We start from the raw sequence: 24,198 nt of genomic DNA on the forward strand, positions 1-24,198 counted from the left end.
ATCTCCGGTCGTTTCGGGATGCCGACCTGGTTGAGGCAATAGAGCGGCGCGCGGTCGTTCGGCCGTGATGCCTTCAGGAGGTCGAAGATGTTCTTGGTGTTGCGCAGATTGGCGAGATCGGGCGCCGCGACGATCAGGATGTCGTCGGCCGCGATCAAGGCGCGCTTGGTCCATCCCGACCATTGATGGGGAACGTCGAGCACGATGCAGGGCATCGTGGTGCGAAGCGTGTCGAAGATCGAATCGAATGCTTCGGCCCCGAAATCGTAGACACGGTCGAGCGTCGCCGGCGCCGCCAGCAGGCTCAGATGATCGGTGCATTTCGACAGCAGGCGGTCGAGGAACGCGGTATCGATCCGGTCGGGCGAGAACACCGCATCCGCGATGCCCTGCGGCGGATCCTGATTGTAGTCGAGCCCGGCGGTGCCGAAGGCAAGGTCGAGATCGGCGACCACCGAATCCAGCGCCAGATCGCGCGCAATCGCCCAGGCGACGTTGTGGGCGACGGTCGATGCGCCGACGCCGCCCTTGGCGCCGACGATGGCAATGATGCGGCCGACGGCCTTGGCTTCCGGCGACGAGAACAGGTTGCAGACCGAGCGCACGACGTCGATGGCGTTGACCGGGGCGATGACGTAGTCACTGACGCCACGGCGCACCAGTTCGCGATAGAGCATGACGTCGTTGATGCGCCCGATCACGATCACGCGGGTTCCGGCGTCGCAAACGGAGGCGAGCTGGTCGAGGCCGGCGAGAATGTCGTTGCGGCCTTCGGTCTCCAGGATGATGACGTTCGGGGTCGGGGCCGAGCGGTAGGCCTCGACGGCGGCGGCCATGCCGCCCATCTGGATCTTGAGATGGGCCTTGCCGAGACGGCGGTCTTCCCCCGCCGACTGCACCGCGGCCGCGGTTTCCACCGTCTCGCAGAAGGCCTGCACCGACACCCGCGGCGCCGGCGCGATGTGATCCTCGGTCGACGGCGCCGTGATTTCCGGCTCTTGCTGTTCTGAATTCTGGCGCGAGTAAGTGATCATTTGCCGGTATCGCTGAGTTTGGCCTTGTCGGCCTCGGGATAGGTCGTCGTGGTCGTCATGCCCTTGCGATATTTGTCGAAGGCGATGGCACGGCGCGGCGTAAAGGCTGGCGTTTCGGGACGCGGCTGCGCGAGGTCGGCCGGGTTGTCGACCATTGCCGCAAGATTGCGCTGATTGGCGCAGCCGAAATTGTAGTAGGACCTGTTGTCGTAGTAGCCCTTGTTGTTGATCGACGGGCCGAGATCCTCCGGCCACAGCCCGCATGGGCCGGCCACCGCCGAAATCTTTGGATAGTTGAGGCGGATCGCAGCCATATGCCTGGGATCTTCGGGACGATACTGGCGGACATTGACCGCGCGCGGCGGCACGCCGGCGGCGGAGAAGGTCGCCTGGATCTCCCGCAATGAATCCTCGGCCGCTCGCGCGTTCGGCGTATTGACGGGAATGTCGACGCTGATCACACCTGTGCCTTCGCGAAGCCAGGTCTGCGCCAGGTACATGACGTCGGCACGCTGGGAGGCGGAAAGGCCGCCGCGTCCGCGACCGACGAAAACGACGATCGAGCGGTCGGCTTCCTGGACCGCGATCGGGTGGCGCAGGCGGTAATCCTCGGGAACGCCGGCCGTCGTCGCGGGATCAACGACGGCATGCTTGCAGGCGCCGAGCGCCACGGAAAGCCCGATCAGCGCTGCCGTCAGGCGGAGTGCGCGCTTGCGATCGGCGGGTCTTGGGAATGTGCTCTGTGGTGTCATCGTCCCGCCTCAGTCCGTAATAAAGCCGTAGGTGCCGCGATAATTCCGTGCCTTTTCGACGCGGCCCGGAACGCCGTAGATGCGATTGATGCTGCCGAGCAGGTCGGTCTGCGGGTCCGACGCGGAGGCAAAGCCATCGTCGGGGCGCGACAGATCCTTCTGCGCCACCGCGCGCACCACGTAGGGCGTGACCAGAACCATCAGTTCGGTCTGGTTGTTGACGTAGTCGCGGCTGCGGAACAGCGAACCGAGAATCGGCAGTTGCGCCAGGCCGGGCAGGCCGTTGATGGCCTGCTTGGTCTGCTCCGCGATCAAGCCTGCCATGGCCATCGCGCCGCCGGAGGGAATCTCTAGGGTGGTTTCCGCGCGGCGGGTCTTGATCGAGGGAATGGTCAGCGAGTTCGTCGAGTTGTTGTTGAGCGCCTGCGTCAGTGTGATCGAGTTGTCGTTCGACAGTTCCGACACTTCGGTCATGACGCGAAGGCTGATCCGCCCTTCAGTCATCACCACCGGTGTGAAGTTGAGCGAGATGCCGAACTTCTTGAATGAAATCTGGGTCGTACAGACGCGCGTGATGGGATCGCAGGCATAGCCTGCGGGAACGGGAAACTCGCCGCCCGCAACGAAGGTCGCGGATTCACCCGAGATCGCGGTCAGGTTAGGCTCGGCCAGCGTGCGCACGACGCCGGCGCTTTCCATTGCGCGCAGCGTAGCCGTCACTGACGAAGTGCCTCCGAACGTTCCCTGTGCCGCGTTGCCCGGGACCAGCGACCGGCCGAGGGCGGTGAACGGATTGGCATTGGTGAAATTCACGACCGAGGTGCCGTAGTTGAAGCTGGCCGTGAGATCGATGCCCAACTGCTTGATGATGTTGCGGGAGACTTCGGCGACCGTCACCTTCAGCATCACCTGGTCGCGGCCGCGGACCGCGATCGAATTGACGACCTTCTCGGTGCCGCCGACGAGGCGGGCCGCAATGTCGGCGGCCTGTTGCGCTTCGATCGGGCTTGCGGCGCTTCCGGTCAGCACGACGCCGTCGCCGACGCCTTCGATCAGGATGTCCGAATTCGGCAGCGACTGCTTCAGCGCGGCGCGCACGCCGTTGAGGTCGCGCTTGACCGCAATGTCATAGGCTGCGATCTGCGCGCCGGCGGAATCGAAGAAAACGATGTTGGTCTGGCCGACCGCAGCGCCGATGATATAGGCGCGCTGGGTCGTCCGCACGACTGCGTTGGCGATCTTGGGATCGGCGACCAGCACGTCCTTGATCTCGCGCGGCAGGTCGACCACCATCGATTTGCCGATGCCGAGCGAAACGAAACGCGCGTTCATCTGGCCGTCGGCGGCGGCCGGAGCCATGGCGCGATAGTCGCTCGCCACCACCGGCGTCAGCGCGGGATTGAGCGTGAGAGCAGCCACGGCCGAAAACGACAGGGCGCGGACGATGAACGTTCGCATCATCGGCTGAATTTCCCTGCACTTCATATCGTGCGTCCTTTCGGTCACTTCTGCATCATCTGCTGGCTGGCGACGCCATAACGAATGACGTTGAAATTCTCGCCGCGCCTGTTGCGTTGTTGTTCGTCCAGATCATCGACCGCGTTGACGTCGGCGATGCTGCGCAGTGCCAGCGTCAGCGTGCCGCTCTGCCGCGACCGCGCCATCATCTCGGCCTGCTCGGGCTTCAGTTCGAGGGTGACGGTCTTGCCGACCAGCGAGTTGGCGCCTTCCTTTTCCTTCGGCGCCTGGTCGATCGCGAGAACGCGAACATTGGAGAGGATGATTTCCGAATTGGAGACGTCCGGACCTCTGCCGTTGGCACTCCTCTCGCGCTTGGTGAGAAGCACGTCGACCCGGTCGTTCGGCAGGATGAAGCCGCCGGCGCCGGTTTCCGGGGAAATTTCGGTGGAGATGGCCCGGTATCCGGCGGGCAGGATCGCCGCCATGAAGCCGGAGCCGTCGGCTTTCACCAGCTTCTGCTCGCGAATCGGCTCGCCCGCGATGAACGGGGAGCGCGCGATCGAGCCGGTGATTTCGGTGATGGCGTCGGCCTTGCTGGCCTTGCTGATGAAGTTGCTGTTGGCGGTCGCGGCCGGCCACATCTGCCATTGCAGATCGTCCGGCTTGACCGACTGGCCGAGGCCGATATCCGCTTTCGCGACGAGAATTTCGACGGTCTGCATCTCCGCGACCGGCGCCGGCGCCGGCTTGTCGCCGGACCCGCTGGCGAGATAAGCGGCAATGCCGCCGGCGACGATCGCGATGGCCAGAACCACAATGCGTGGCTTATTCATACGCTTCACTTTCCACATTACGCTGCGACGCTTCCGCCGCGGTGATGGGAGTTGACCAGCTATTCGTCAAAGCATGGTTAATGAGGCGTGTGTAAATTGCCTTAACGGAAAGTTAGCGACGCCGGGTCAGCGCATGGCGAGGTGAGTGAGGCCGACCGCCTTGATCCATTCGGTCTCCGGATAGACGATCAGGGCGCCGAGCGCGAGGGCGATGCCGTAGGGGATTCCGCTCTGCTTGTCGTGCAGCCGGTTCAGCCAGGACTGTCCCGCGAGGAAGGAGGGCAGCGGCCACTGCCGGAACTGAATCAGCAGAATCGTCAGCGCGCCGCCGAGCAGGGAGACGTAGAGCAGATAGTTGAGGAGATGGTCGAAGCCGAACCACAGCGCCACGCTGGCCGCGACCTTGGCGTCGCCGCCGCCGACCCATCCCATCGCGAAGCAGCCAAAGGCAACCACCAGAACGGCGGCGCCGGCGCCGAAATGCAGAAGGATATCGTGCAGGCTCATGCCGCCGAGTACCGCAAGTACGACGAAGCCGGCGATCAGTGCCAGCGACACCCGGTTCGAAATCGTCATCGTGAACAGGTCGCTCGCGGCTGCGAACGCCATCAGGGCCGGAAACAGCAGAAGGCGGGCGGTATCGAGGATCATGAAATCACGCTTGCTGCGGTTTGAGTGGAATGGCTGCGGTCGAGCCTAATCACCAGAAATGAACAATCGGGAAACATCGGAAATCGTAGATCGTGCAGCACCTTGCGAAAACAACAAAGGCCCCGGCGCGCCGGGGCCTTTGAAGCTGACTCGCAGCTGTCGCTTACTTCAGCGAGCTGGAGATCGTGTTGAAGTTGCTCGACAGCTTGGTGCCGAGGCCGTTGACGGCAGTGATGATCGCGATCGCGATGCCGGCGGCAATCAGACCGTACTCGATGGCGGTGGCGCCGGATTCATCCTTCACGAAACGCGAAACGAGATTCTTCATGGTAACTCCTGTGTACACGTAGCTGGTCGAACTTAAGTTTGGTCTCGCCGGCGTTCTCAGCACCGTGACCATGCCGTCACCCTAGGGTGCGACAATTTCGGCGCAGTTAATTCGACCGTGTAAAAATGCTTGGAACTTGCTCTTGTTGAGCACAGTAAACATCGCATTAAGGCGTTCGATAAAATGCAAACGCGACGTCGAAGCACGTTCGTCGCAGTCGCGCTGTGTCGTCGAATGCCTTGATTCACGGCTCCTTAAGCGCGAGCGGATACCCCTTTGCAGATCTGATGGAGCGGGGCGTTATGTCGAGTTTGCCAATGGAAGTCATCGAGGTGGTGGGCCAGACGATGGCGAAGGTCGTTCCGGTCACGATCGCGCTCGCCGTCGTATTCACGGTGCTCTCGCATTTCTGGGCCTGCAATCCGGGCAAGCCCTGGTGGCGCAAGCGCGAGCTCATCACCGACATCTGCTACTGGTTCTTCGTGCCGGTCTTTGCACGCATCTTCCGCATCGGCCTGCTGGTGATCGGCGCTTCAGTCGTCTTCAACATTCATGAGGTCGACGAACTGATCGCATTCTACGACAACGGCCACGGACCGCTGGCGCAACTGCCGCTCTGGGTGCAGGCGATACTATTCCTCGTCGCATCCGACTTCATGCTGTACTGGCTGCACCGCATGTTTCACGGCGGCGGCTTCTGGAAGTACCACGCCATCCATCATTCCTCGGAAGATCTCGAGTGGATCTCGGCGGCGCGGTTTCATCCCGTCAATCTGTTCATCGGAACGATCCTGGTCGACGTCATCCTGCTGATGGCCGGTATTTCGCCCAACATCATGCTGTGGGTCGGGCCGTTCACGACCTTCCATTCCGCCTTCGTCCACGCCAACCTGAACTGGACGTTGGGGCCGTTCAAATATGTGCTGGCCACGCCGGTCTTCCACCGCTGGCATCACACCTCGCTGGAAGAGGGCGGCAATACCAATTTTGCAGGCACCTTTCCGCTCTGGGACATTCTGTTCGGAACGTTCCGCATGCCGGAGAACCGGCTGCCTGAAGCTTACGGCGTGGACGAGGATCAGGGGGTCCCCACCGAGATCGGCGGGCAATTGGCCTATCCGTTCCGTCACTAGCGCGTAATCCGGCAAGCGCCCGCCGGAAACGTGACCAGGAAACGCATATCAACAGGAAACGGGAGCCTGCTCTGGGCCGATCGCACGCCAGGGCGCCGGACTGGAATGTGTCATGAGCATTGACGCTGCAACGATTGATCAGGCGAAAGCCTCCAGCTTTGGCCGGATCCCGGTCTGGTCGTGGCTTGGCGCCGGCGTGTACGTGCTCTTTCTGATCAATGGCAGCGGGCTACTGAACGATTCCGACACCTACTGGCAAATTGCCGTGGGTCAATGGATTCTCGATCACGGGGCTCTGCCGCGGGTCGACGTCTATTCCTTCAGCAAACCTGGCGAACCCTGGATTTCATCATCCTGGTTTGCGCAAATCCTCTATGCCGCGAGCTACAATCTGGCCGGCTGGACCGGGCCCGTCGTGGTCGCGGCGGGCTCGATCGCTGCGACCTTCGCGCTGCTCGCGCATATTCTGGAGCGCCGCATTCCCGCAACCTATGCGGCCCTGGTCGCGCTGGCGGCGATGGTGCTGTCGGCGCCGCATTTTCTGGCGCGTCCGCACGTGCTGGCGATGCCGGTCATGGTCGCCTGGGCGTATGGCTTGATGACGGCGAGCGAGCGGGGGCAGGCGCCGTCATTCTGGTTGCTGCCGCTAATTGCGCTTTGGGCCAACCTGCATGGCGGCTTCGTGTTCGGCCTGGTGCTGGCTGGCGCATTCGCGATCGACGCGATGTGGAACGCCGCGCCGTCGCAGCGGAAGCCGCTGGCGCTGCGCTGGGTTGCATTCGGGCTCGCAGCATTGGCGGCCTGCTGCGTCACGCCTTACGGCTGGGAATCGATCCTCGCTTCACGCAAGATTCTCGATCTTGGCGAACTCCTGCGCCTCATCAGCGAATGGGCGCCGGCAGATTTCAGCAAGCTCAGTGCATTCGAACTGACGATCCTCGCTTTGATCGCGGGAACACTTTATCGCGGCGTCAAGCTGTCGCCGCCGCGGATCGCGCTGGTGCTCGGCCTGCTCCATATGGCGCTCTCGCATGGCAGGAATCTGGAGATATTTGCGCTGCTGCTGCCGATCGTCGTGCTGACGCCGGTGTCGCAGCAGCTCGCTCTGCGGTCGACCTGGTCGGGCAGGACGACGTTTGTTCCGGCCGTGGTGCTGGCCGTCGCGTTCGGCATCTCGACCTGGGCTATCGCGGCGCATCAGACGTATTCGCCGCCGAAAAGCGATTCACCGGCGGCCGCCGTCGAAGCCATCAAGGCGCACAATCTCCGGCGGGTTCTCAACGATCGTGCACTCGGCGGCTATCTGATCTGGCGGCAGATACCCGTATTCATCGACGGGCGGGCCGAGTTGTACGGCGAAAAGTTCACCATGGCCTATTACAATGCGCTGGAGCTCAAGGACGTCAGCCAGTTTCTCGATCTGCTCGGGGATCACGACATCGATGCCTTGCTGCTGCGGCCTGGCGCGCCTGCGGCGACGCTGCTCGATCATGTCGGCATCTGGCGGCGGGTTTACGCTGACGATGTGGTCGTCCTCTACGCGCGCGGCGGCGGTTGATCGATGAGCGCAATGAGTACTGCAGCGGCGTCCAACGAGAGATCCTCCATCCTCGGCCAGGTGCCTGCATGGCTCTGGGTCGGGATCGCCGCCTATGCCCTGCTGTTGAGCAACGGCGGCATACTCCTGAACGATTCCGATACCTACTGGCAGATCGCGGTGGGGCAGTGGATCCTGGATCACAATGCCTTGCCGCGCGTCGACATCTATTCCTTTACCAGGCCAGGAGAGTCCTGGACGTCGTCGTCCTGGCTGGCGCAGGTGCTGTATGCGGTAAGCTACAATCTGGCGGGCTGGACCGGGCCGGTGGTTCTCGCCGCGAGTTCAATCGCCGCAACCTTCGCGTTGTTCACCCATATTCTCGGCCGCCGCATCCCCGCCGGCTATGCGGTTGCGGTCGCAGTCGCGGCGCTGGTGCTCTCGATGGGGCATTTTCTGGCGCGCCCGCACGTGCTGGTGCTGCCGATCATGCTGGCCTGGGCGCACGGGTTGATGTCGGCGAGCGAGCGGGGAGAGGCGCCGTCGCCATGGCTTTTGCCGTTGATTGCATTGTGGGCGAACCTGCACGGCGGTTTCGTGTTCGGCCTCGTGCTGGTCGGCGGGTTTGCGCTCGATGCGCTGTGGAATGCGGAGCGCACCCGGCGAAAGTCGGTGACGCTGCGCTGGGCGGCGTTCGGCGTCGGCGCGCTGGTGGCCTGCTGCGCCACGCCTTACGGCTGGGGATCGATCCTCGCCGCCCGCAAGATCCTCGATCTCGGGCAACTCCTGCATCTGATCTATGAATGGATGCCGGCGGACTTCAGCAAGTTCGGTGCGTTCGAGATGGCGATCCTCCTGCTGATCGCCGGCGCGCTCTACGGCGGCGTCAAGCTCACGCCGCCGCGGATCGCGCTGGTGCTGGGCCTGCTGCATATGGCCCTGGCGCATGTCAGAAACGTCGAGATTTTCGCGCTGCTGCTGCCGATCGTGGTGCTTGCACCGGTAGCCTCGCAGTTCACGCTGCGGCCGGCCTGGTCCGCCCGCACCGGCGCCCCGGTGTCCGTGATGGCCGCGGCAATCGCCTTGCTGGGCGGCTGGACCTGGCTGCTCGCTGCCAACACCACCTTCGTACCGCCCGAAAACCATTCGCCGGCGGCGGCTGTCGATGCGCTGAAGACGTATAATCCCAAGCGGGTCCTCAACGATCTCCCGTTTGGCGGCTATCTGATCTGGCGGCAGATGCCGGTATTCATCGACGGCCGCGCCGAGCTCTACGGCGAAGCCTTCGAAATGGCCTACTACCGCGCGATGCAGCTCAAGGACGTGAACGAGCTTCTGGATATCCTCAAGACCTGGCAGATCGATGCCGTGCTGCTGACGCCTTTCACACCGGCGGCCAGCCTGCTTGATCACACCGGCGGCTGGCGGCGCGTCTATGCCGATCGCAACGCCGTATTGCACGTCCGTACCGCCGGCACGCCATGACACAGCGCAACCGTCGCCGGATCCTTTGCGTGGCGTGGTTGGCCTGAAGCCTTGACGCAGGTGCAAACTGGCGGCGCGGCGGGGATTCTGCTACGCCGGTCGAAATGAACCTGCCGACCGAAATCATCGAGATGTTCGGCCAGACCTTGGCCAAGGTGGTGCCCGTCACGATCGCGCTGGCGCTGCTGTTCTCGCTGCTTTCGCATTTCTGGGCCTGCAATCCCGGCAAGCCATGGTGGCGCAAGCGCGAACTCGTCACCGACGTCTGCTACTGGTTCCTGGTGCCGCTGTTCGCGCGCGTATTCCGCATCGGGCTGCTGGTGCTCGGCGCCGCGCTGCTGTTTGGAATTCGCGATGCCGACGAACTGATCGCCTTCTACGACAACGGCCACGGCCCGCTATCGACGCTGCCCTTGTGGCTGCAGGCGGTCCTGTTCCTGGTCGCAGCCGATTTCATGATGTACTGGCTGCACCGGATGTTTCATGGCGGCGGGTTCTGGAGATACCATGCCATCCATCATTCCTCGGAGGACGTGGACTGGATCTCGGCGGCGCGCTTTCACCCCGCCAACCTGCTGCTCGGGACCATCGGGGTCGACGTCGCGCTGCTGCTGGCCGGCATTTCGCCGGGCGTGATGCTCTGGCTCGGGCCGTTCAACATCTTCCATTCGGCCTTCGTCCACGCCAATCTCAACTGGACGCTCGGGCCGTTCAAATATGTCGTGGCGACCCCGGTGTTTCACCGCTGGCACCACACCGCCCGCGAAGAGGGCGGCGACACCAATTTCGCAGGCACCTTTCCGCTCTGGGACCTCCTGTTCGGGACTTTCCGGATGCCGAAGGACAGCCTGCCGGAGCATTATGGCGTTGACGACCAGCCCTCGTTTCCCCGCGAGATCCTCGGGCAGCTGGCCTATCCATTTCGCAAGTAGAGCATGACCCGGACCCGCGGGGCCGCGTTAGCGCAAAGTGGATACCGGTTTTCCGAAAAGGTCATGCTCAAATCAAAAGGGTAAATGGCGGATTTCTTGCCGCCGGGCGGGGCCTATTTGCCCTTTGTTCATGAATTGTCGTCAGATTCACCTTGTCGGGCGCCGGTTCCGCTGTGTATCCGCCATTGCCGGCCAGTTGATGCCCCGGGGTAGAGTATGTCGTTCAAGTTTCCGCGTATTCGCGCACGCGCGCGTTTTGGATTGCGTTCCCTCGTTGCAGGAATCCTGCTGTGGCCGGCCGTCTGTCTGGCCGCGCCCGATCCCGACAGCATAGCCGTCTATGTCGATCAGGCGAAGCTCGTGAAGCTTCCTGCCAAGGTCTCCACCATCGTGGTTGGAAACCCGCTGATTGCCGACGTGACGCTGCAGAGCGGCGGTATCGTCGTGGTTACCGGCAAGGGCTACGGCGCAACCAACTTCATCGCCATGGACCGCAACGGCGAGGTGCTGGTGGACCGCCAGATTCAGGTCGAAGGTCCGCCCGATCAACTCGTTACCGTGTATCGCGGCGTCGAGCGGGAATCCTATAGCTGCATGCCGATCTGCCAGCGCCGCGTCACCCTCGGCGACGGTGACATGTATTTCAGGACCGCAATCGGTCAGGCCGGTTCGCTCTCCGGGCAGGCCGCGGGAGCCGCGGCGGGCGGCATCAGGTGAGTCTGTTGCGATAAGAACCCGCCGGCAATCTCCGGCGGGCTCGCGGCACGGTTAAGAGATGATTGACGGAACGGGTCGCTCTGGCTGGATCGGCCGAAACAATTCAACAATCAGTTTCGGGTAGGTTTTCGCGGCAATCCCCTCGCGTTCTGAGGTCTAGTCGATGCCGCCTTCCACGCCTCCCAAGACAAACATCCTGCGCCGGTTTCGTCGCAATCGAAGGGGCACGGCCGCCGTCGAGTTCGCGCTGGTCGCGCCGATATTCTTCGGCGTCCTGTTCGCGATCATCGAACTGGCGCTGGTGTTCTTTGCCAGCCAGATTCTCGAGACGGTGACGCAGGACACGTCGCGTCTGATCATGACGGGCCAGGCGCAGAACTCCTCCTTCACCCAGGCGCAATTCAAGAACGCCGTTTGTGCCAAGCTCACCGTCATGTTCGATTGTGTCAACGGCATCTCGATCGACGTGCAGAGCTACACCGCGTTTTCCAGCGTCAACGTTGCCGACCCGATCGTTTCGGGAAATTTCGTTCCTCCGAACAATTATACGCCGGGCGGACCCGGCGACATCGTCGTCGTCCGGCTGTTCTACAAATGGCCGCTGTTCGTCACCGGCCTCGGCTTCAACGTCGCAAATATCAGCGGCAATAAGCGGCTGTTGACTGCGACCGCCGCGTTCCAGAACGAACCTTACTAGGGCCAAGGACAATGAATCCGATGAGCACAATCTGGCTTCGCATGCGCCGCCGCGCAGGTGAGTTGCGGGGCAACAACAGCGGTGTGGCGGCCGTCGAATTCGCCATGATCATTCCGCTGATGGCGATGCTGCTCGTGGGAACCAACGAGTTCTCGGCCGGCGTCGCCGTCGACCGCAAGGTGACGATCATGGCGCGTACGCTGTCGGACCTGACGTCGCAGAACGAGAAGGTCACCGATTCGCAGTTGACCAACTTCTTCAACGCCAGCAAGGCGATCATGACGCCCTATGCGTCGGCGCCGGTGGAGGGAACGATCTCCGAACTCTGGATCAATCCGACCACGCTGAAGGCGCGGGTGCAGTGGAGCAAAGGTGCCAACGCACACTCCGCGGGCGACATCATCGAGATTCCGGAGGCGCTCAAGATCGCCGGCACCTACCTGATCTACAGCGAGGTGAAATACAAGTACGTCCCCAGCGTCGCCTGGTTTCTCAATAAGGCGAACGGCATCACGCTGAGCGATGTCACCTTCACCCGTCCGCGTCAGTCGCTTTGCGTGATGTACAACACGACGGTCTGCAGCCAGACGTGAGACGGTCGCGCCTGACGCGAATGAGGGCACAAGAAAAAGGCCGCGCCATGGGCGCGGCCTTTTGATTTATTCGGCTGAATTGTTCAGCGGCGGTCTTCGGGACGCTGTCGCATGCGCCCGAAAATCGCTTATCCGGCGGCGCGCAGATTGTCGGCCGAAGATTTGCCAGAGCGGCGATCTGCCACGATTTCGTAGGAGATCTTCTGGCCTTCACGCAACGTTCCGAGGCCGGCACGCTCGACAGCGCTGATGTGCACGAACACGTCATTGCCGCCGTCATCCGGCTGGATGAAGCCATAGCCCTTGGTTGCGTTAAACCACTTCACGGTTCCCATGCTCACTGGGGTAGTCCCTTCTCAGATATACAAGTCGTAGCCCACCCTTCGATGGGCTGGTGAGATCGAATTTTTGGAAGGGTCGTCAGCGTCTAAACCGGCTGTACCGGTGGATAGCTAATGTCGTCCGGCCGAAAATCGATGCTTAATATTATTCGATTGCATCAGTCAAAACAATCCTGACGTGCACGATTTTTTGATTCGGCCGGCCAGCCGGCCGCGTTCGCGCACGATAAGGAGCGTATCGGGCGCGTTTTTGCGGGACGTTAAGGGTTCGTTTACCGGCGACGGAACTGTCCGCCGCGCGGTGGCGCACCGCGTGGGGCGCCGGGATTGCTGGGACGCTCGTCCTTGTGACGGAAGATCAGGCGTCCTTTCTCCAGGTCATAGGGTGACATTTCGATCGTGACCCGATCGCCTGCGAGCGTCTTGATCCGGTTCTTCTTCATCTTGCCCGCGGTATAGGCAACAATCTCGTGTCCGGCATCGAGCTGCACGCGATAGCGCGCGTCGGGGAGGATTTCGGTCACCAGTCCTTCGAACTGGATCAGCTCTTCTTTAGCCATGGTGGTCTCCAGGTCGATCGAGGCTAGCGCTGCGGTCGGTGGCTACGGTTCGGTTGATTATTCGGACGGCTCTCGCGATGCAAGAAGGCGACGCCTTGAATGCCTTCGCTGTGGCCGGCTTGGCTCTTGCTGCCCTGCTGCGGCTGACGCGGCGACTCATGCCGGTTCGGCTGCGGCGCGGCATTATTACCACCACCGCGGCGTCGTCGGCGAGGGCCTTTTGACGGCTGCTGCTCATTGGAACGGCCGGCATGGGCGCGCGGCGCGGACCGCCCGTTCCGGTGCTGGGCGGAGTGATGCGCGGCTGCCGGCGCGGCGTCGCGGCTCCCCGGCGTGCGGCGGTCTTCCCGGGGCAGCGCAATACGGATCAGCCGCTCGATGTCGCGCAGATAGCCCATCTCCTCGGCGCCCGCGATCAGCGAGATCGCGACGCCTTCCCTGCCGGCGCGGGCGGTGCGGCCGATGCGGTGGACATAGGTTTCGGGCACATTGGGCAGGTCGAAATTCACCACATGGCTGATGCCGTCGACGTCGATGCCGCGGGCGGCGATGTCGGTGGCGACCAAGGTACGGATCTCGCCGGAGCGGAACGCGGCAAGTACGCGTTCCCGGTGGTTCTGCGACTTGTTGCCGTGAATGGCGTTGGCCTCGATGCCAGCCTTGGCCAGCACCTTCACCACCTTGTCGGCGCCGTGCTTGGTGCGGGTAAACACAAGCGCGCGGTCGACCGGCTCCTGCTTTAGAAGCTGCGCCAGCACCGCCGGTTTGGCGGCGAAATCGACCTGGATGATGCGCTGGGCGATCCGGTCGGCCGTCGAGGCCACTGGGGTCACCGCCACCCGCGCCGGGTCGCGCAGCATGGATTCGGCGAGTTCCGCGATATCCTTCGGCATGGTGGCCGAGAAGAACAGCGTCTGCCGCTTGATCGGCAGCTTGGCGACGACTTTGCGGATGTCGTTGATGAAGCCCATGTCGAGCATGCGGTCGGCTTCGTCGAGCACCAGGAACTCGACCTGGTTCAGCTTCAGCCCGTTGCTTTGGACGAGGTCGAGCAGGCGGCCGGGGGTGGCCACCATCACTTCCACGCCCTGCATGACCGAGCGGACCTGCCGGCCCATCGGCACGCCGCCGATCGCCAGTGCCGAGGTCAGGCGGATGTGGCGGCCATAGGCATTGAAGCTGTCGAGGATCTGCCCTGAGAGCTCGCGGGTGGGAGACAGCACCAGCACGCGGCAGCTCTTCGGCTGCGGCCGGACGCGGTTCTCAAGGATCCGGTGCAGGATCGGCAGTGCGAAGGCCGCGGTCTTGCCGGTCCCGGTCTGGGCGATGCCGACGACGTCGCGGCCGGTCATTGCGATGGGGATGGTCTGGGCCTGGATGGGCGTGGGCGTGTGGTAATTTTCTTCCTTGAGCGCACGCGAGATGGGATCGGCGAGGCCGAAATCCTGAAAGGAGGTCAAAAGGGTGGTTCTTTCCATAAAAAGCGCAGGCGCCCGGCGGTTTCAGCCAGGGAGCGCGCGAGTGTGTCCAGAGACACCCGCGTGTCTGGGGCGTCGGTTTTGCTAGCTGAAGGGGGCAAGCCAGAAACCGCAAAACGGGATCAGAACACGCGGCTCGCAGGGACCTGATGATTCTCTAGGTCACGGGGATCATATGGAGCAGTCGCACGGCGCTTTCAAGGTGAATTCCGCGTGTGCCGCTGGGCGCAGTTAAGGAAACCGATCGGCCCGGCCGTGCTGCCGCGCGTCAGGTCCAAACGATCAAAAAGCGTGCAAGAAATTTAGCCAAATTGCGGGCTTTGCACAAAAAATAGATAGTTTGCCGCCAAAGCATACATTTTCGAAGCTCAGGAAATAGGCATGTCTGGCGGGATCGGTTTTCGCGCGACCGGAATTTTCAAGCGATTAGAGTAGCTTATGTCCCCATAAAGCCGTGGCATGGTTCTTGCGATTCCCTTGACGCAGGCGGCCGTGGGGCCGTTCGCAGCGTTTAACGCCTGCGTCAGGGAGATGACAGTTCATGCTTACAAAATTGACTCACGATATAGCGACGCTGAGCCGCCGCCGCTGGCTGGCGGCCACCGCCGGCCTGGTTCTGGGTCTGGCGGCGTTCTCGAACGCCAAGGCGCAGGAGACCATCAAGGTCGGCGTCCTGCACTCACTCTCCGGCACCATGGCCATCAGCGAAACCACGCTGAAGGACACCATCCTCTTCCTGATCGACGAGCAGAACAAGAAGGGCGGCGTGATGGGCAAGAAGCTCGAAGCCGTCGTCGTCGACCCCGCGTCGAACTGGCCGCTGTTTGCCGAAAAGGCCCGCGAGCTGATCACCAAGGACAAGGTTTCGGTCGTGTTCGGCTGCTGGACCTCGGTGTCCCGCAAGTCCGTGCTCCCGGTATTCAAGGAGCTGAACTCGATCCTGTTCTACCCCGTGCAGTACGAGGGTGAAGAGTCCGAGCGCAACGTGTTCTACACCGGCGCCGCCCCGAACCAGCAGGCGATCCCCGCGGTCGACTACCTGATGAAGGACGAGAAGGTGAAGCGCTGGGTGCTGGCCGGCACCGACTACGTCTATCCGCGCACCACCAACAAGATCCTCGAAGCCTACTTGAAGTCGAAGGGCGTCAAGCAGGAAGACATCATGATCAACTACACGCCGTTCGGTCACTCCGACTGGCAGACGATCGTGGCCGACATCAAGAAGTTCGGCTCGGCCGGCAAGAAGACCGCCGTGGTCTCAACCATCAACGGCGACGCCAACGTTCCCTTCTACAAGGAGCTCGGCAACCAGGGCATCAAGGCGACCGACATTCCGGTTGTCGCGTTCTCGGTCGGTGAAGAAGAACTCGCCGGCATCGACACCAAACCGCTGCTCGGCCATCTCGCCGCCTGGAACTACTTCCAGTCGATCAAGTCTCCGGAGAACGAGAAGTTCATCAAGGCGTGGCAGGCCTACACCAAGAATCCGAAGCGCGTGACCAACGATCCGATGGAAGCGCACGTCATCGGTTTCGACATGTGGGTCAAGGCGGTCGAGAAGGTGAAGTCGACCGATCCGGACAAGGTGATCGACGCTCTTCCGGGCATCGAAGCCAAGAACCTGACCGGCGGCACCTCCAAGATGCTTCCGAACCATCACATCACCAAACCGGTGTTCATTGGCGAAATCAAAGCCAATGGCCAGTTCGACGTGGTGTGGAAGACCCCGGGCCTTGTCGCTGGCGACGCCTGGTCGAAGGAGCTCGACGGCTCCAAGGACCTGATCGGCGACTGGGTCGGCAAGAAGTGCGGCAACTACAACACCAAGACCAACAAGTGCGGCGGTCAGGGCTCCTGATCCCGATCTGGTCCGACAGGATCATCCCGATCTGATCCGAAGGATCGTGATCCTCCTGACGTAAAAAAGCCTTTTAAAAACTTCCAAGAGAACTTCCAAGAGAACTTGAACTACAAGCAAGAACGGAGAAGGCGGCGATGCCGCCGCCTTCTCCCCACACTCCTGCCGGGGCGTATTGTGTCTGCCAATTTCCTTGACCGTTTTCGCGCGGTTCTGCTCGCCATCCTGTTCGCTGCTTGCTTCGCCGTGCCGGCGCTCGCCGGTCCGTTCGAGGATGCGGTCGCCAAATTCGCCAATGACGATTTTTCCGACACCGACGAGGCGATCGGCGCCGTCGCGACCTCGGGCAATCCGCTCGCCTTTCCCATTATCAGCGCGCTGCAGGACGGCCGTCTGTCGGCCGATCCCGACACCAAGAAGGTTTTCGTCACCGGCGCCGACGGCAAGATCATCGACGCCGCTACCGGCGCGGCCGTCGACAAGCTGCCCGACAATGCCGCCGCCGTCCGTCTCAACAACCGCCTGCGTCGCGCCGTGGAGGCTGCGCTCGGCGGCCTGACGCTGTTGTCGCCCGACCCCGCCAAGCGCATCGCCGCCGCGCAGTCGGTCTTCAAGAGCCACGACGAGAACGCGTTGCCCGTCATCGACGGCGCGCTGGCGAAGGAGACCAACAAGGCCGTCAAGGCTGCCTTCACCGAGGCCCGCGCTGCGATCCTGCTCTACAAATCCGATGCCACCGAGCTCGAAAAGCTCGAAGCCGTTGCCGTCATCAAGGCGCGCGGGGATCAGGAAGCGATGGCGCTGCTGACCGGTCTCGGCAGCGATCTGCCGCCCAATGTCGCGCGCGCTGTCACCACCGCGATCGCCTCGATCCAGAGCAATCTGCAGATGTGGTCGATGGTGCAGAACGCCTGGTATGGCCTGTCGCTCGGCTCGGTGCTGCTGCTCGCCGCGATCGGGCTCGCCATCACCTTCGGCGTCATGGGCGTCATCAACATGGCCCATGGTGAAATGGTGATGATCGGCGCCTACACCACTTTCGTGGTGCAGGAGGTCATCCGCACCCGCTATCCCGGCCTGTTCGATTACTCGCTCCTGATTGCGGTGCCGCTGGCGTTCCTCGTTGCGGGTGCGATCGGCGTCTTGATCGAGCGCGGCATCATCCGCTTCCTCTATGGACGCCCGCTGGAAACGCTGCTCGCGACCTGGGGCCTCTCGCTGGTGCTGCAGCAGGCCGTGCGCACCATGTTCGGCCCTACCAACCGCGAGGTCGGCAATCCCTCCTGGATGAGCGGCGCGTTCGAGCTTGGGCAGATCACCATCACCTATAACCGGCTCTGGATCCTCTGCTTCACGCTGGCGGTGTTCGTCATCCTGCTGGCGATGCTGCGCTACACGGCGCTCGGGCTCGAGATGCGCGCGGTCACTCAAAATCGTCGCATGGCGGCCTCGATGGGCATCGCCACCTCGCGCGTCGATGCGCTGACCTTCGGCCTCGGCTCGGGCATTGCCGGCATCGCCGGCGTCGCGCTCTCGCAGATCGACAACGTCAGCCCCAACCTCGGCCAGAGCTACATCATCGACAGCTTCATGGTCGTGGTGTTCGGTGGCGTCGGCAATCTCTGGGGCACGCTGGTCGGCGCCTTCACGCTCGGCATCGCCAACAAGTTCCTGGAGCCGGTGGCCGGCGCCGTGCTCGGCAAGATCGCCATTCTGGTGCTGATCATCCTGTTCATCCAGAAACGGCCGCGCGGCCTGTTCGCGCTCAAGGGCCGGGCGGTGGAAGCATGACGCCGCATGTCCTGACGCGCTCGCTGGATCGCAGCGCCACCATTTTCCTCGTCGTCGTTGCGGCGCTCGGCGTGCTGATCCCGCTGTCCAACCTGCTGATGCCGGCGGGCTCGGCGCTGCAGGTGCCGACCTATCTGGTCGCACTGTTCGGCAAATACGCCTGCTACGCCATTCTCGCGCTCTCGATCGACCTGATCTGGGGCTATTGCGGCATTCTCTCGCTCGGTCACGGCGCCTTCTTCGCGCTCGGCGGTTACGCGATGGGCATGTATTTGATGCGCCAGATCGGCAGCCGCGGCGTCTACGGCAACCCGATCCTTCCCGATTTCATGGTGTTCCTGAACTATCCAAGCCTGCCATGGTACTGGTACGGCTTCGACATGTTCTGGTTCGCGGCGGTGATGGTTCTTGTTGTGCCCGGCCTGCTGGCGTTCTGCTTCGGCTGGCTGGCGTTTCGCTCGCGCGTCACCGGCGTCTATCTCTCGATCATCACGCAGGCGATGACATATGCTTTGCTGCTGGCGTTCTTCCGCAACGATTTCGGCTTTGGCGGCAACAACGGCCTGACCGACTTCAAGGACATCCTCGGCTTCAACGTGCAGGCCGACGGCACCCGCGCGGCGTTGTTCGCATTGAGCTGCCTCGCGCTGATCCTCACTTTCCTGATCTGCCGCGCAGTGGTGACCTCGAAACTCGGCAAGGTGCTGATCGCGATCCGCGACGCTGAATCGCGCACGCGCTTCCTCGGCTATCGCGTCGAGTCCTACAAGCTGTTCGTGTTCACGCTGTCGGCGTGCATGGCCGGCGTCGCCGGCGCGCTCTACGTGCCGCAGGTCGGCATCATCAATCCGAGCGAATTCGCGCCGGGCAATTCGATCGAGGCGGTGATCTGGGTTGCCGTCGGCGGCCGCGGCACGCTGGTGGGCGCGGCGCTCGGCGCCGTTGTCGTCAACTACGCCAAAACCTTCTTCACCTCGGGCCCGCTGGCGCCGTACTGGCTGTTCATGCTGGGCGCGCTGTTCATCCTGGTAACGCTGCTGCTGCCGAAAGGCATCGTCGGCACCTTCAACGCCTGGCGGGAGTCCCGCAAGGCGACGGAAGCGGCCAATGCCGAAAGTGCCGCGCTAGAAGACGGCGTCGGCGAACCGAAGCCTGCGGAGTAAGCGCATGAGTGTCATGGAGGGACGGACCACTTCGGCGCTGCTCTATCTCGACGGCGTACACGTCTCGTTCGACGGCTTTCACGCCATCAACAATCTGTCGCTGACGCTGGAGCCCGGCGAGATGCGCGCCATTATCGGCCCCAACGGCGCCGGCAAGACCACGATGATGGACATCATCACCGGCAAGACCAAGCCGGACGAAGGTACGGTGCTGTTCGACGGCATGACCGACCTGACGCGGCTGGATGAAACCCGCATCGCCGAGCTCGGCATCGGCCGCAAATTCCAGAAGCCGACGGTGTTCGAGAGCCAGACCATCGAGGACAACCTGCTGCTGGCGCTCAATGTCGACCACAGCGTCAAGGGCACGCTGTTCTGGCGCGGCAGCAAGACCGAGGCCGAACGGATTGACCGCGTGCTGGAAACCATCCGCCTGACCAATGCCCGCAATCGCCTGGCAGGAAGCCTGTCGCACGGCCAGAAGCAGTGGCTGGAGATCGGCATGCTGCTGGCGCAGGATCCGAAACTGCTGCTGGTCGACGAACCCGTCGCCGGCATGACCGATGTCGAAACCCATCAGACCGCGGAGCTGTTGAAGGAAATCAACAAGGAGAAGACGGTCATGGTGGTCGAGCACGACATGACCTTCGTCCGCGAACTCGGCGTCAAGGTCACGTGCCTGCATGAAGGCACGGTGCTGGCCGAGGGGACCATCGATCAGGTCTCGTCGAACGAGCGGGTGATCGAAGTGTATTTGGGGCGCTGATCCATGCTGAAGGTCGACAACATCAACCTTTATTACGGCGCGGCTCAGGCCCTGCGCGGCGTCTCGCTGTCCGCCGAGCCGGGCAAGGTGACCTGCGTGCTCGGCCGCAACGGCGTCGGCAAGACCTCGCTGCTGCGCGCCCTCGTCGGGCAGTATCCGATCGCGGGCGGGTGGATCACGCTCGATGGCAACGACATCACGGGCCTCAAACCTTACGAGCGCGCACGGCGCGGCATCGGTTTCGTGCCGCAGGGCCGCGAGATCTTTCCGCTGCTGACGGTGGAGGAAAATCTCAAGACCGGCTTCGGCCCGCTCAAGCGCGACGACCGCCATATCCCCGACGACGTGTTCTCGCTGTTTCCGGTGCTGAACACCATGCTGGGTCGCCGCGGCGGCGACCTTTCCGGCGGCCAACAGCAGCAGCTCGCGATCGGCCGCGCGCTGGTGATGCGGCCAAAGCTGCTGCTGCTCGACGAGCCGACCGAAGGCATCCAGCCCTCGATCATCAAGGACATCGGCCGCGCCATCTCTTACTTGCGCAGCCTCGGCAACATCGCGATCGTGCTGGTCGAACAATATCTCGACTTTGCCTGCGAGCTCGGCGACAATTTTGCTGTCATGGACCGCGGCGCGGTGAAATTTGCCTGCGACCGCGCCAACCTCGATCCTGCCGAGATCAGCCGCCAGATGGCGCTCTAACCTCGTGCATCGGGGGGCGTCGTAACGTCGTTTTGGGGGACGGATGCAGGCCGAAATCGCACGCGGGACTTCAGCTACCTTCGCGGCCAACCGGGCACAGGGTGCGGTTCGGTTCGGCGTGCATCTTGACGGCGGTGTCACGCGCCGCGGCGACCTGCATGAGTCCGGCTCGCTGCGCGTGCGTTTTCCTTCCCCTGAAGCGGAAGGCCTGTCGGGCGTCTTCGTCAACACCGCCGGCGGCATTGCGGGCGGCGACCGTTTCGATATCGACATCAGGGCGGGCGAGGGGGCGCGACTGATACTGACGACGGCAGCGGCCGAAAAGGTCTATCGCGCGCCCGGTCCTGCCGCAGAGCTCACCATCGCCCTGAAGGCGGAGGCCGGCGCGCACCTTTCCTGGCTGCCGCAAGAGACCATCCTGTTCGACCGCGCGCGGATCATCAGGCGGATCGATATCGATCTGGCGGAGAGTGCCTCGCTTCTGCTCTGCGAAATCGTGGTGTTCGGCCGCGCGGCGATGGGCGAAACGATGCAGCATGGCGAATTCATCGACCGCTGGCGGCTGCACCGCGGCGGTCGGCTCGTGTTTGCGGAGACCGTTCGGCTCGATGGTGACATCGGTGCGAAACTGGCGCGACCGGCCGTTGCGAAAGGCGGCGTCGCCATCGGCACGGCGCTGATCGTGCCGGGCGACGAGGCGCTGGTGGAGCGCATTCGCGAAGTGTCGGACGCGTTCGGCGGTGAGGTCGGCATCTCCTCGTGGAATGGATTTGCAATGGTGCGCTTCTGTGCCCAAGATGCGGCCCGGCTGCGCGCCGACATGATGACGGTGCTCGGCCGCGCCAGCGGCACAGCGCTACCAAGGCTTTGGCTAAATTAGAGGCTTTGGCTGAACTAAAGGCTGTGGCTCAACTAGATCTATCAATTACCAGAGTGCTCGCATGAACCTGTCTCCCCGCGAAAAGGACAAGCTCTTGATCTCGATGGCCGCCATGGTAGCGCGCCGCAGGCTCGAGCGCGGCGTCAAGCTCAACCATCCCGAGGCGGTCGCCATCATCTCCGACTTCATCGTCGAGGGCGCCCGTGACGGCCGCACCGTCGCCGAACTGATGCAGGCGGGCGCGCAGGTCATCACCCGCGCCCAGTGCATGGACGGCATTCCGGAGATGATCCACGACATCCAGGTCGAGGCGACATTTCCCGACGGCACCAAGCTTGTCACTGTGCATGAGCCGATCCGATAGTCATCGTCATTCCGGGGCGGGCCGCAAAGCGGCCGAATCCGGAACCAGAGGTTGTATTTGCGAGATTCCGGGTTCGATGCTGCGCATCGCCCCGGAATGACGGAGGAGGAAAGATGATCCCCGGCGAACTCTTCATCAAGGACGGCGAGATCGAGCTCAACGCTGGCCGCAAGACGGTAACGCTCACGGTCGCCAACACCGGCGACCGCCCGATTCAGGTCGGCTCGCACTACCATTTCTTCGAAACCAACCCCGCGCTGAAGTTCGACCGCAAGAAGGCTCGCGGCATGCGGCTCGATATCGCCGCCGGCACCGCGGTCCGCTTCGAGCCCGGCCAGAACCGCGACGTGCAACTCGTCGCGCTCGCTGGCAAGAAGACAATTTACGGCTTCCGCGGTGACGTGCAGGGGAAATTATGAGCGTCAAAATCAAACGTTCCGTCTATGCCGACATGTTCGGGCCGACCACCGGCGACAAGGTGCGGCTGGCCGACACCGATCTCATCATCGAGGTGGAAAAGGATTTCACCACCTATGGCGAGGAGGTGAAGTTCGGCGGTGGCAAGGTGATCCGTGACGGCATGGGGCAATCGCAGGTCACCAACAAGCAGGGCGCGGCGGATACCGTCATCACCAATGCGCTGATCGTCGATCACTGGGGCATCGTCAAGGCCGACGTCGCGATCAAGGAAGGCATGATCAGTGCCATCGGCAAGGCCGGCAATCCCGATATCCAGCCCAATGTGACCATCGTGATCGGCCCGGGCACCGACGTGATCGCGGGGGAGGGCAAAATCCTCACCGCCGGCGGGTTCGACAGCCACATCCATTTCATCTGCCCGCAGCAGATCGAGCACGCGCTGATGTCCGGCGTCACCTCGATGCTGGGCGGCGGCACCGGTCCCTCGCACGGCACGTTCGCCACCACCTGCACGCCCGGCCCCTGGCACATGGGGCGCATGATCCAGTCGTTCGACGCCTTCCCGGTCAATCTCGGCATCTCGGGCAAGGGCAATGCTGCGCGCCCCGCAGCGCTGGTCGAGATGATCAAGGGCGGTGCCTGTGCACTGAAGCTGCACGAGGACTGGGGCACCACGCCGGCCGCGATCGATAATTGTCTCGCGGTGGCTGACGACTACGACGTCCAGGTGATGCTGCATTCGGACACGCTGAACGAATCCGGTTTCGTCGAGGACACGGTGAAGGCCTTCAAGGGCCGCACCATCCATGCCTTCCACACCGAAGGCGCCGGCGGCGGCCACGCGCCAGATATCATCAAGATCGCCGGGTTGAAGAACGTGTTGCCGTCCTCGACCAATCCGACGCGGCCGTTCACCCGCAACACCATCGACGAGCATCTGGACATGCTGATGGTGTGCCACCACCTCGATCCCTCGATCGCCGAAGATCTCGCTTTCGCCGAAAGCCGCATTCGCAAGGAGACCATTGCGGCAGAAGACATTCTGCACGATCTCGGCGCGCTCTCGATGATGTCGTCGGACTCGCAGGCGATGGGTCGGTTGGGGGAGGTCATCATCCGCACCTGGCAGACCGCGGACAAGATGAAGAAACAGCGCGGCGCGCTGCCCGAGGACAAGGGCAACGATAACGACAATTTCCGCGTCAAGCGCTACATCTCGAAATACACCATCAATCCGTCAATCGCCCATGGCGTATCGAAACTGATCGGCTCGGTGGAGAAGGGCAAGCTTGCCGATCTCGTGCTGTGGTCGCCGGCCTTCTTCGGCGTCAAGCCGGATTGCATCATCAAGGGCGGCTCGATCGTGGCCGCTCCGATGGGCGATCCCAATGCCTCCATACCAACGCCGCAGCCGGTGCATTACCAGCCGATGTTCGCCGCCTACGGCAAGTCGCTGACGGCGTCCTCCGTGGTGTTCACCTCGAAAGCCGCCATCACCGGCGGGCTGGCGCGGAAACTCGGCATCAGCAAAACACTCTATCCGGTCAAAAACACCCGCGGCGGCATCTCCAAGAAGAGCATGATCCATAACAGCGCCACGCCGAAGATCGAGGTCGATGCCGAGACCTATGAGGTGCGCGCAGACGGCGAGCTTCTGACATGCGCGCCGGCGGAGGTCCTGCCGCTGGCACAGCGCTATTTCATGTTCTAAGGTCGGCCCGGGCG

Annotated in this window: 25 protein-coding genes; 16 read left to right on the top strand and 9 right to left on the bottom strand. The window is 62.8% G+C overall.

The annotated features are described in order from the left end of the window. The 6 genes from CQ12_RS27945 to CQ12_RS27970 all read right to left on the bottom strand — a co-directional run. On the bottom strand, positions 1-1,034 hold a 1,034-nt coding region (locus tag CQ12_RS27945; protein WP_057838512.1), incomplete at its 3' end, for a CpaE/TadZ family protein. After that, a complete protein-coding gene (locus CQ12_RS27950) occupies positions 1,031-1,786 on the bottom strand; it encodes a CpaD family pilus assembly protein (RefSeq protein ID WP_057838513.1) in 756 nt (251 codons plus the stop codon). The genes CQ12_RS27945 and CQ12_RS27950, both read right to left, overlap by 4 nt. Before the next feature lie 9 nt (positions 1,787-1,795). Continuing rightward, the gene (locus CQ12_RS27955; RefSeq protein WP_057838566.1) at positions 1,796-3,271 is read right to left on the bottom strand and encodes a type II and III secretion system protein family protein; all 1,476 of its coding nucleotides are present in this window, start codon (positions 3,269-3,271) and stop codon (positions 1,796-1,798) included. Between the two features lie 17 nt (positions 3,272-3,288). Continuing rightward, on the bottom strand, positions 3,289-4,080 hold the full coding sequence (cpaB, locus tag CQ12_RS27960) for a Flp pilus assembly protein CpaB (RefSeq protein ID WP_057838567.1): 792 nt from the start codon (positions 4,078-4,080) through the stop codon (positions 3,289-3,291). 126 nt (positions 4,081-4,206) lie between these two features. Further along, positions 4,207-4,731 (bottom strand): A24 family peptidase, encoded by a 525-nt coding sequence (locus CQ12_RS27965; RefSeq protein WP_057838514.1) that lies wholly within the window; start codon positions 4,729-4,731, stop codon positions 4,207-4,209. Between the two features lie 163 nt (positions 4,732-4,894). Beyond that, positions 4,895-5,059: a Flp family type IVb pilin gene (locus tag CQ12_RS27970; RefSeq protein WP_057838515.1), complete on the bottom strand. Its 165-nt coding sequence runs from the start codon at positions 5,057-5,059 to the stop codon at positions 4,895-4,897. A 302-nt stretch (positions 5,060-5,361) separates the two neighbouring features. Between CQ12_RS27970 and CQ12_RS27975 the strand changes: the two genes are divergently transcribed. The 7 genes from CQ12_RS27975 to CQ12_RS28005 all read left to right on the top strand — a co-directional run bounded on the left by CQ12_RS27975 (position 5,362) and on the right by CQ12_RS28005 (position 12,153). Beyond that, positions 5,362-6,192 (top strand): sterol desaturase family protein, encoded by an 831-nt coding sequence (locus CQ12_RS27975; RefSeq protein WP_057838516.1) that lies wholly within the window; start codon positions 5,362-5,364, stop codon positions 6,190-6,192. 112 nt (positions 6,193-6,304) lie between these two features. Beyond that, positions 6,305-7,750: a hypothetical protein gene (locus CQ12_RS27980; RefSeq protein WP_057838517.1), complete on the top strand. Its 1,446-nt coding sequence runs from the start codon at positions 6,305-6,307 to the stop codon at positions 7,748-7,750. A gap of 12 nt (positions 7,751-7,762) precedes the next feature. Then, complete coding sequence (locus tag CQ12_RS27985) at positions 7,763-9,214, top strand: hypothetical protein (RefSeq protein WP_347337450.1); 1,452 nt, start codon at positions 7,763-7,765, stop codon at positions 9,212-9,214. 104 nt (positions 9,215-9,318) lie between these two features. Then, complete coding sequence (locus CQ12_RS27990) at positions 9,319-10,146, top strand: sterol desaturase family protein (RefSeq protein WP_057838519.1); 828 nt, start codon at positions 9,319-9,321, stop codon at positions 10,144-10,146. 216 nt (positions 10,147-10,362) lie between these two features. Further along, entirely contained in the window at positions 10,363-10,863 is a 501-nt protein-coding gene (locus CQ12_RS27995) for a pilus assembly protein N-terminal domain-containing protein (protein WP_057838520.1), read from the top strand. A gap of 163 nt (positions 10,864-11,026) precedes the next feature. Beyond that, the gene (locus tag CQ12_RS28000; protein ID WP_057838521.1) at positions 11,027-11,560 is read left to right on the top strand and encodes a TadE/TadG family type IV pilus assembly protein; all 534 of its coding nucleotides are present in this window, start codon (positions 11,027-11,029) and stop codon (positions 11,558-11,560) included. A 20-nt stretch (positions 11,561-11,580) separates the two neighbouring features. Continuing rightward, positions 11,581-12,153: a TadE/TadG family type IV pilus assembly protein gene (locus tag CQ12_RS28005; protein ID WP_157088543.1), complete on the top strand. Its 573-nt coding sequence runs from the start codon at positions 11,581-11,583 to the stop codon at positions 12,151-12,153. A 128-nt stretch (positions 12,154-12,281) separates the two neighbouring features. On the opposite strand, the gene CQ12_RS28010 is transcribed toward CQ12_RS28005, so the two are convergent. The 3 genes from CQ12_RS28010 to CQ12_RS28020 all read right to left on the bottom strand — a co-directional run bounded on the left by CQ12_RS28010 (position 12,282) and on the right by CQ12_RS28020 (position 14,532). Then, on the bottom strand, positions 12,282-12,494 hold the full coding sequence (locus tag CQ12_RS28010; RefSeq protein ID WP_002714433.1) for a cold-shock protein: 213 nt from the start codon (positions 12,492-12,494) through the stop codon (positions 12,282-12,284). 272 nt (positions 12,495-12,766) lie between these two features. Then, positions 12,767-13,054: a translation initiation factor IF-1 gene (gene infA, locus CQ12_RS28015; RefSeq protein ID WP_057838523.1), complete on the bottom strand. Its 288-nt coding sequence runs from the start codon at positions 13,052-13,054 to the stop codon at positions 12,767-12,769. Positions 13,055-13,077: 23 nt separating this feature from the next. Then, positions 13,078-14,532, bottom strand: coding sequence for a DEAD/DEAH box helicase (locus tag CQ12_RS28020; protein WP_057838524.1), 1,455 nt, complete (start codon positions 14,530-14,532; stop codon positions 13,078-13,080). 541 nt (positions 14,533-15,073) lie between these two features. On the opposite strand from CQ12_RS28020, the gene urtA reads away from it, so the two are divergent. From urtA to ureC, 9 genes are all read left to right on the top strand, one after another. Further along, a complete protein-coding gene (urtA, locus tag CQ12_RS28025) occupies positions 15,074-16,390 on the top strand; it encodes an urea ABC transporter substrate-binding protein (protein ID WP_057838525.1) in 1,317 nt (438 codons plus the stop codon). Positions 16,391-16,603: 213 nt separating this feature from the next. After that, positions 16,604-18,181: an urea ABC transporter permease subunit UrtB gene (urtB, locus tag CQ12_RS28030; protein WP_245310204.1), complete on the top strand. Its 1,578-nt coding sequence runs from the start codon at positions 16,604-16,606 to the stop codon at positions 18,179-18,181. Continuing rightward, positions 18,178-19,344, top strand: a complete 1,167-nt coding sequence (urtC, locus tag CQ12_RS28035; RefSeq protein ID WP_057838527.1) for an urea ABC transporter permease subunit UrtC — start codon at positions 18,178-18,180, stop codon at positions 19,342-19,344. Before urtB ends, urtC begins: the two co-directional genes overlap by 4 nt. A 4-nt stretch (positions 19,345-19,348) precedes the next feature. Then, positions 19,349-20,110 carry an urea ABC transporter ATP-binding protein UrtD gene (gene urtD / locus CQ12_RS28040; protein ID WP_057838528.1) on the top strand — a complete coding sequence of 254 codons (762 nt, stop codon included), beginning with the start codon at positions 19,349-19,351 and terminating at the stop codon, positions 20,108-20,110. 3 nt (positions 20,111-20,113) lie between these two features. Then, entirely contained in the window at positions 20,114-20,809 is a 696-nt protein-coding gene (gene urtE, locus CQ12_RS28045; RefSeq protein ID WP_057838529.1) for an urea ABC transporter ATP-binding subunit UrtE, read from the top strand. Between the two features lie 43 nt (positions 20,810-20,852). Then, on the top strand, positions 20,853-21,689 hold the full coding sequence (locus CQ12_RS28050; RefSeq protein ID WP_057838530.1) for an urease accessory protein UreD: 837 nt from the start codon (positions 20,853-20,855) through the stop codon (positions 21,687-21,689). Positions 21,690-21,750: 61 nt separating this feature from the next. Beyond that, the gene (locus tag CQ12_RS28055; RefSeq protein ID WP_057838531.1) at positions 21,751-22,053 is read left to right on the top strand and encodes an urease subunit gamma; all 303 of its coding nucleotides are present in this window, start codon (positions 21,751-21,753) and stop codon (positions 22,051-22,053) included. Between the two features lie 113 nt (positions 22,054-22,166). After that, entirely contained in the window at positions 22,167-22,472 is a 306-nt protein-coding gene (locus CQ12_RS28060) for an urease subunit beta (protein ID WP_057838532.1), read from the top strand. Further along, the gene (gene ureC / locus CQ12_RS28065; protein ID WP_057838533.1) at positions 22,469-24,184 is read left to right on the top strand and encodes an urease subunit alpha; all 1,716 of its coding nucleotides are present in this window, start codon (positions 22,469-22,471) and stop codon (positions 24,182-24,184) included. Before CQ12_RS28060 ends, ureC begins: the two co-directional genes overlap by 4 nt. Positions 24,185-24,198: the final 14 nt, after the last annotated feature.

This window comes from Bradyrhizobium jicamae, assembly GCF_001440395.1.
GTDB lineage: Bacteria > Pseudomonadota > Alphaproteobacteria > Rhizobiales > Xanthobacteraceae > Bradyrhizobium > Bradyrhizobium jicamae.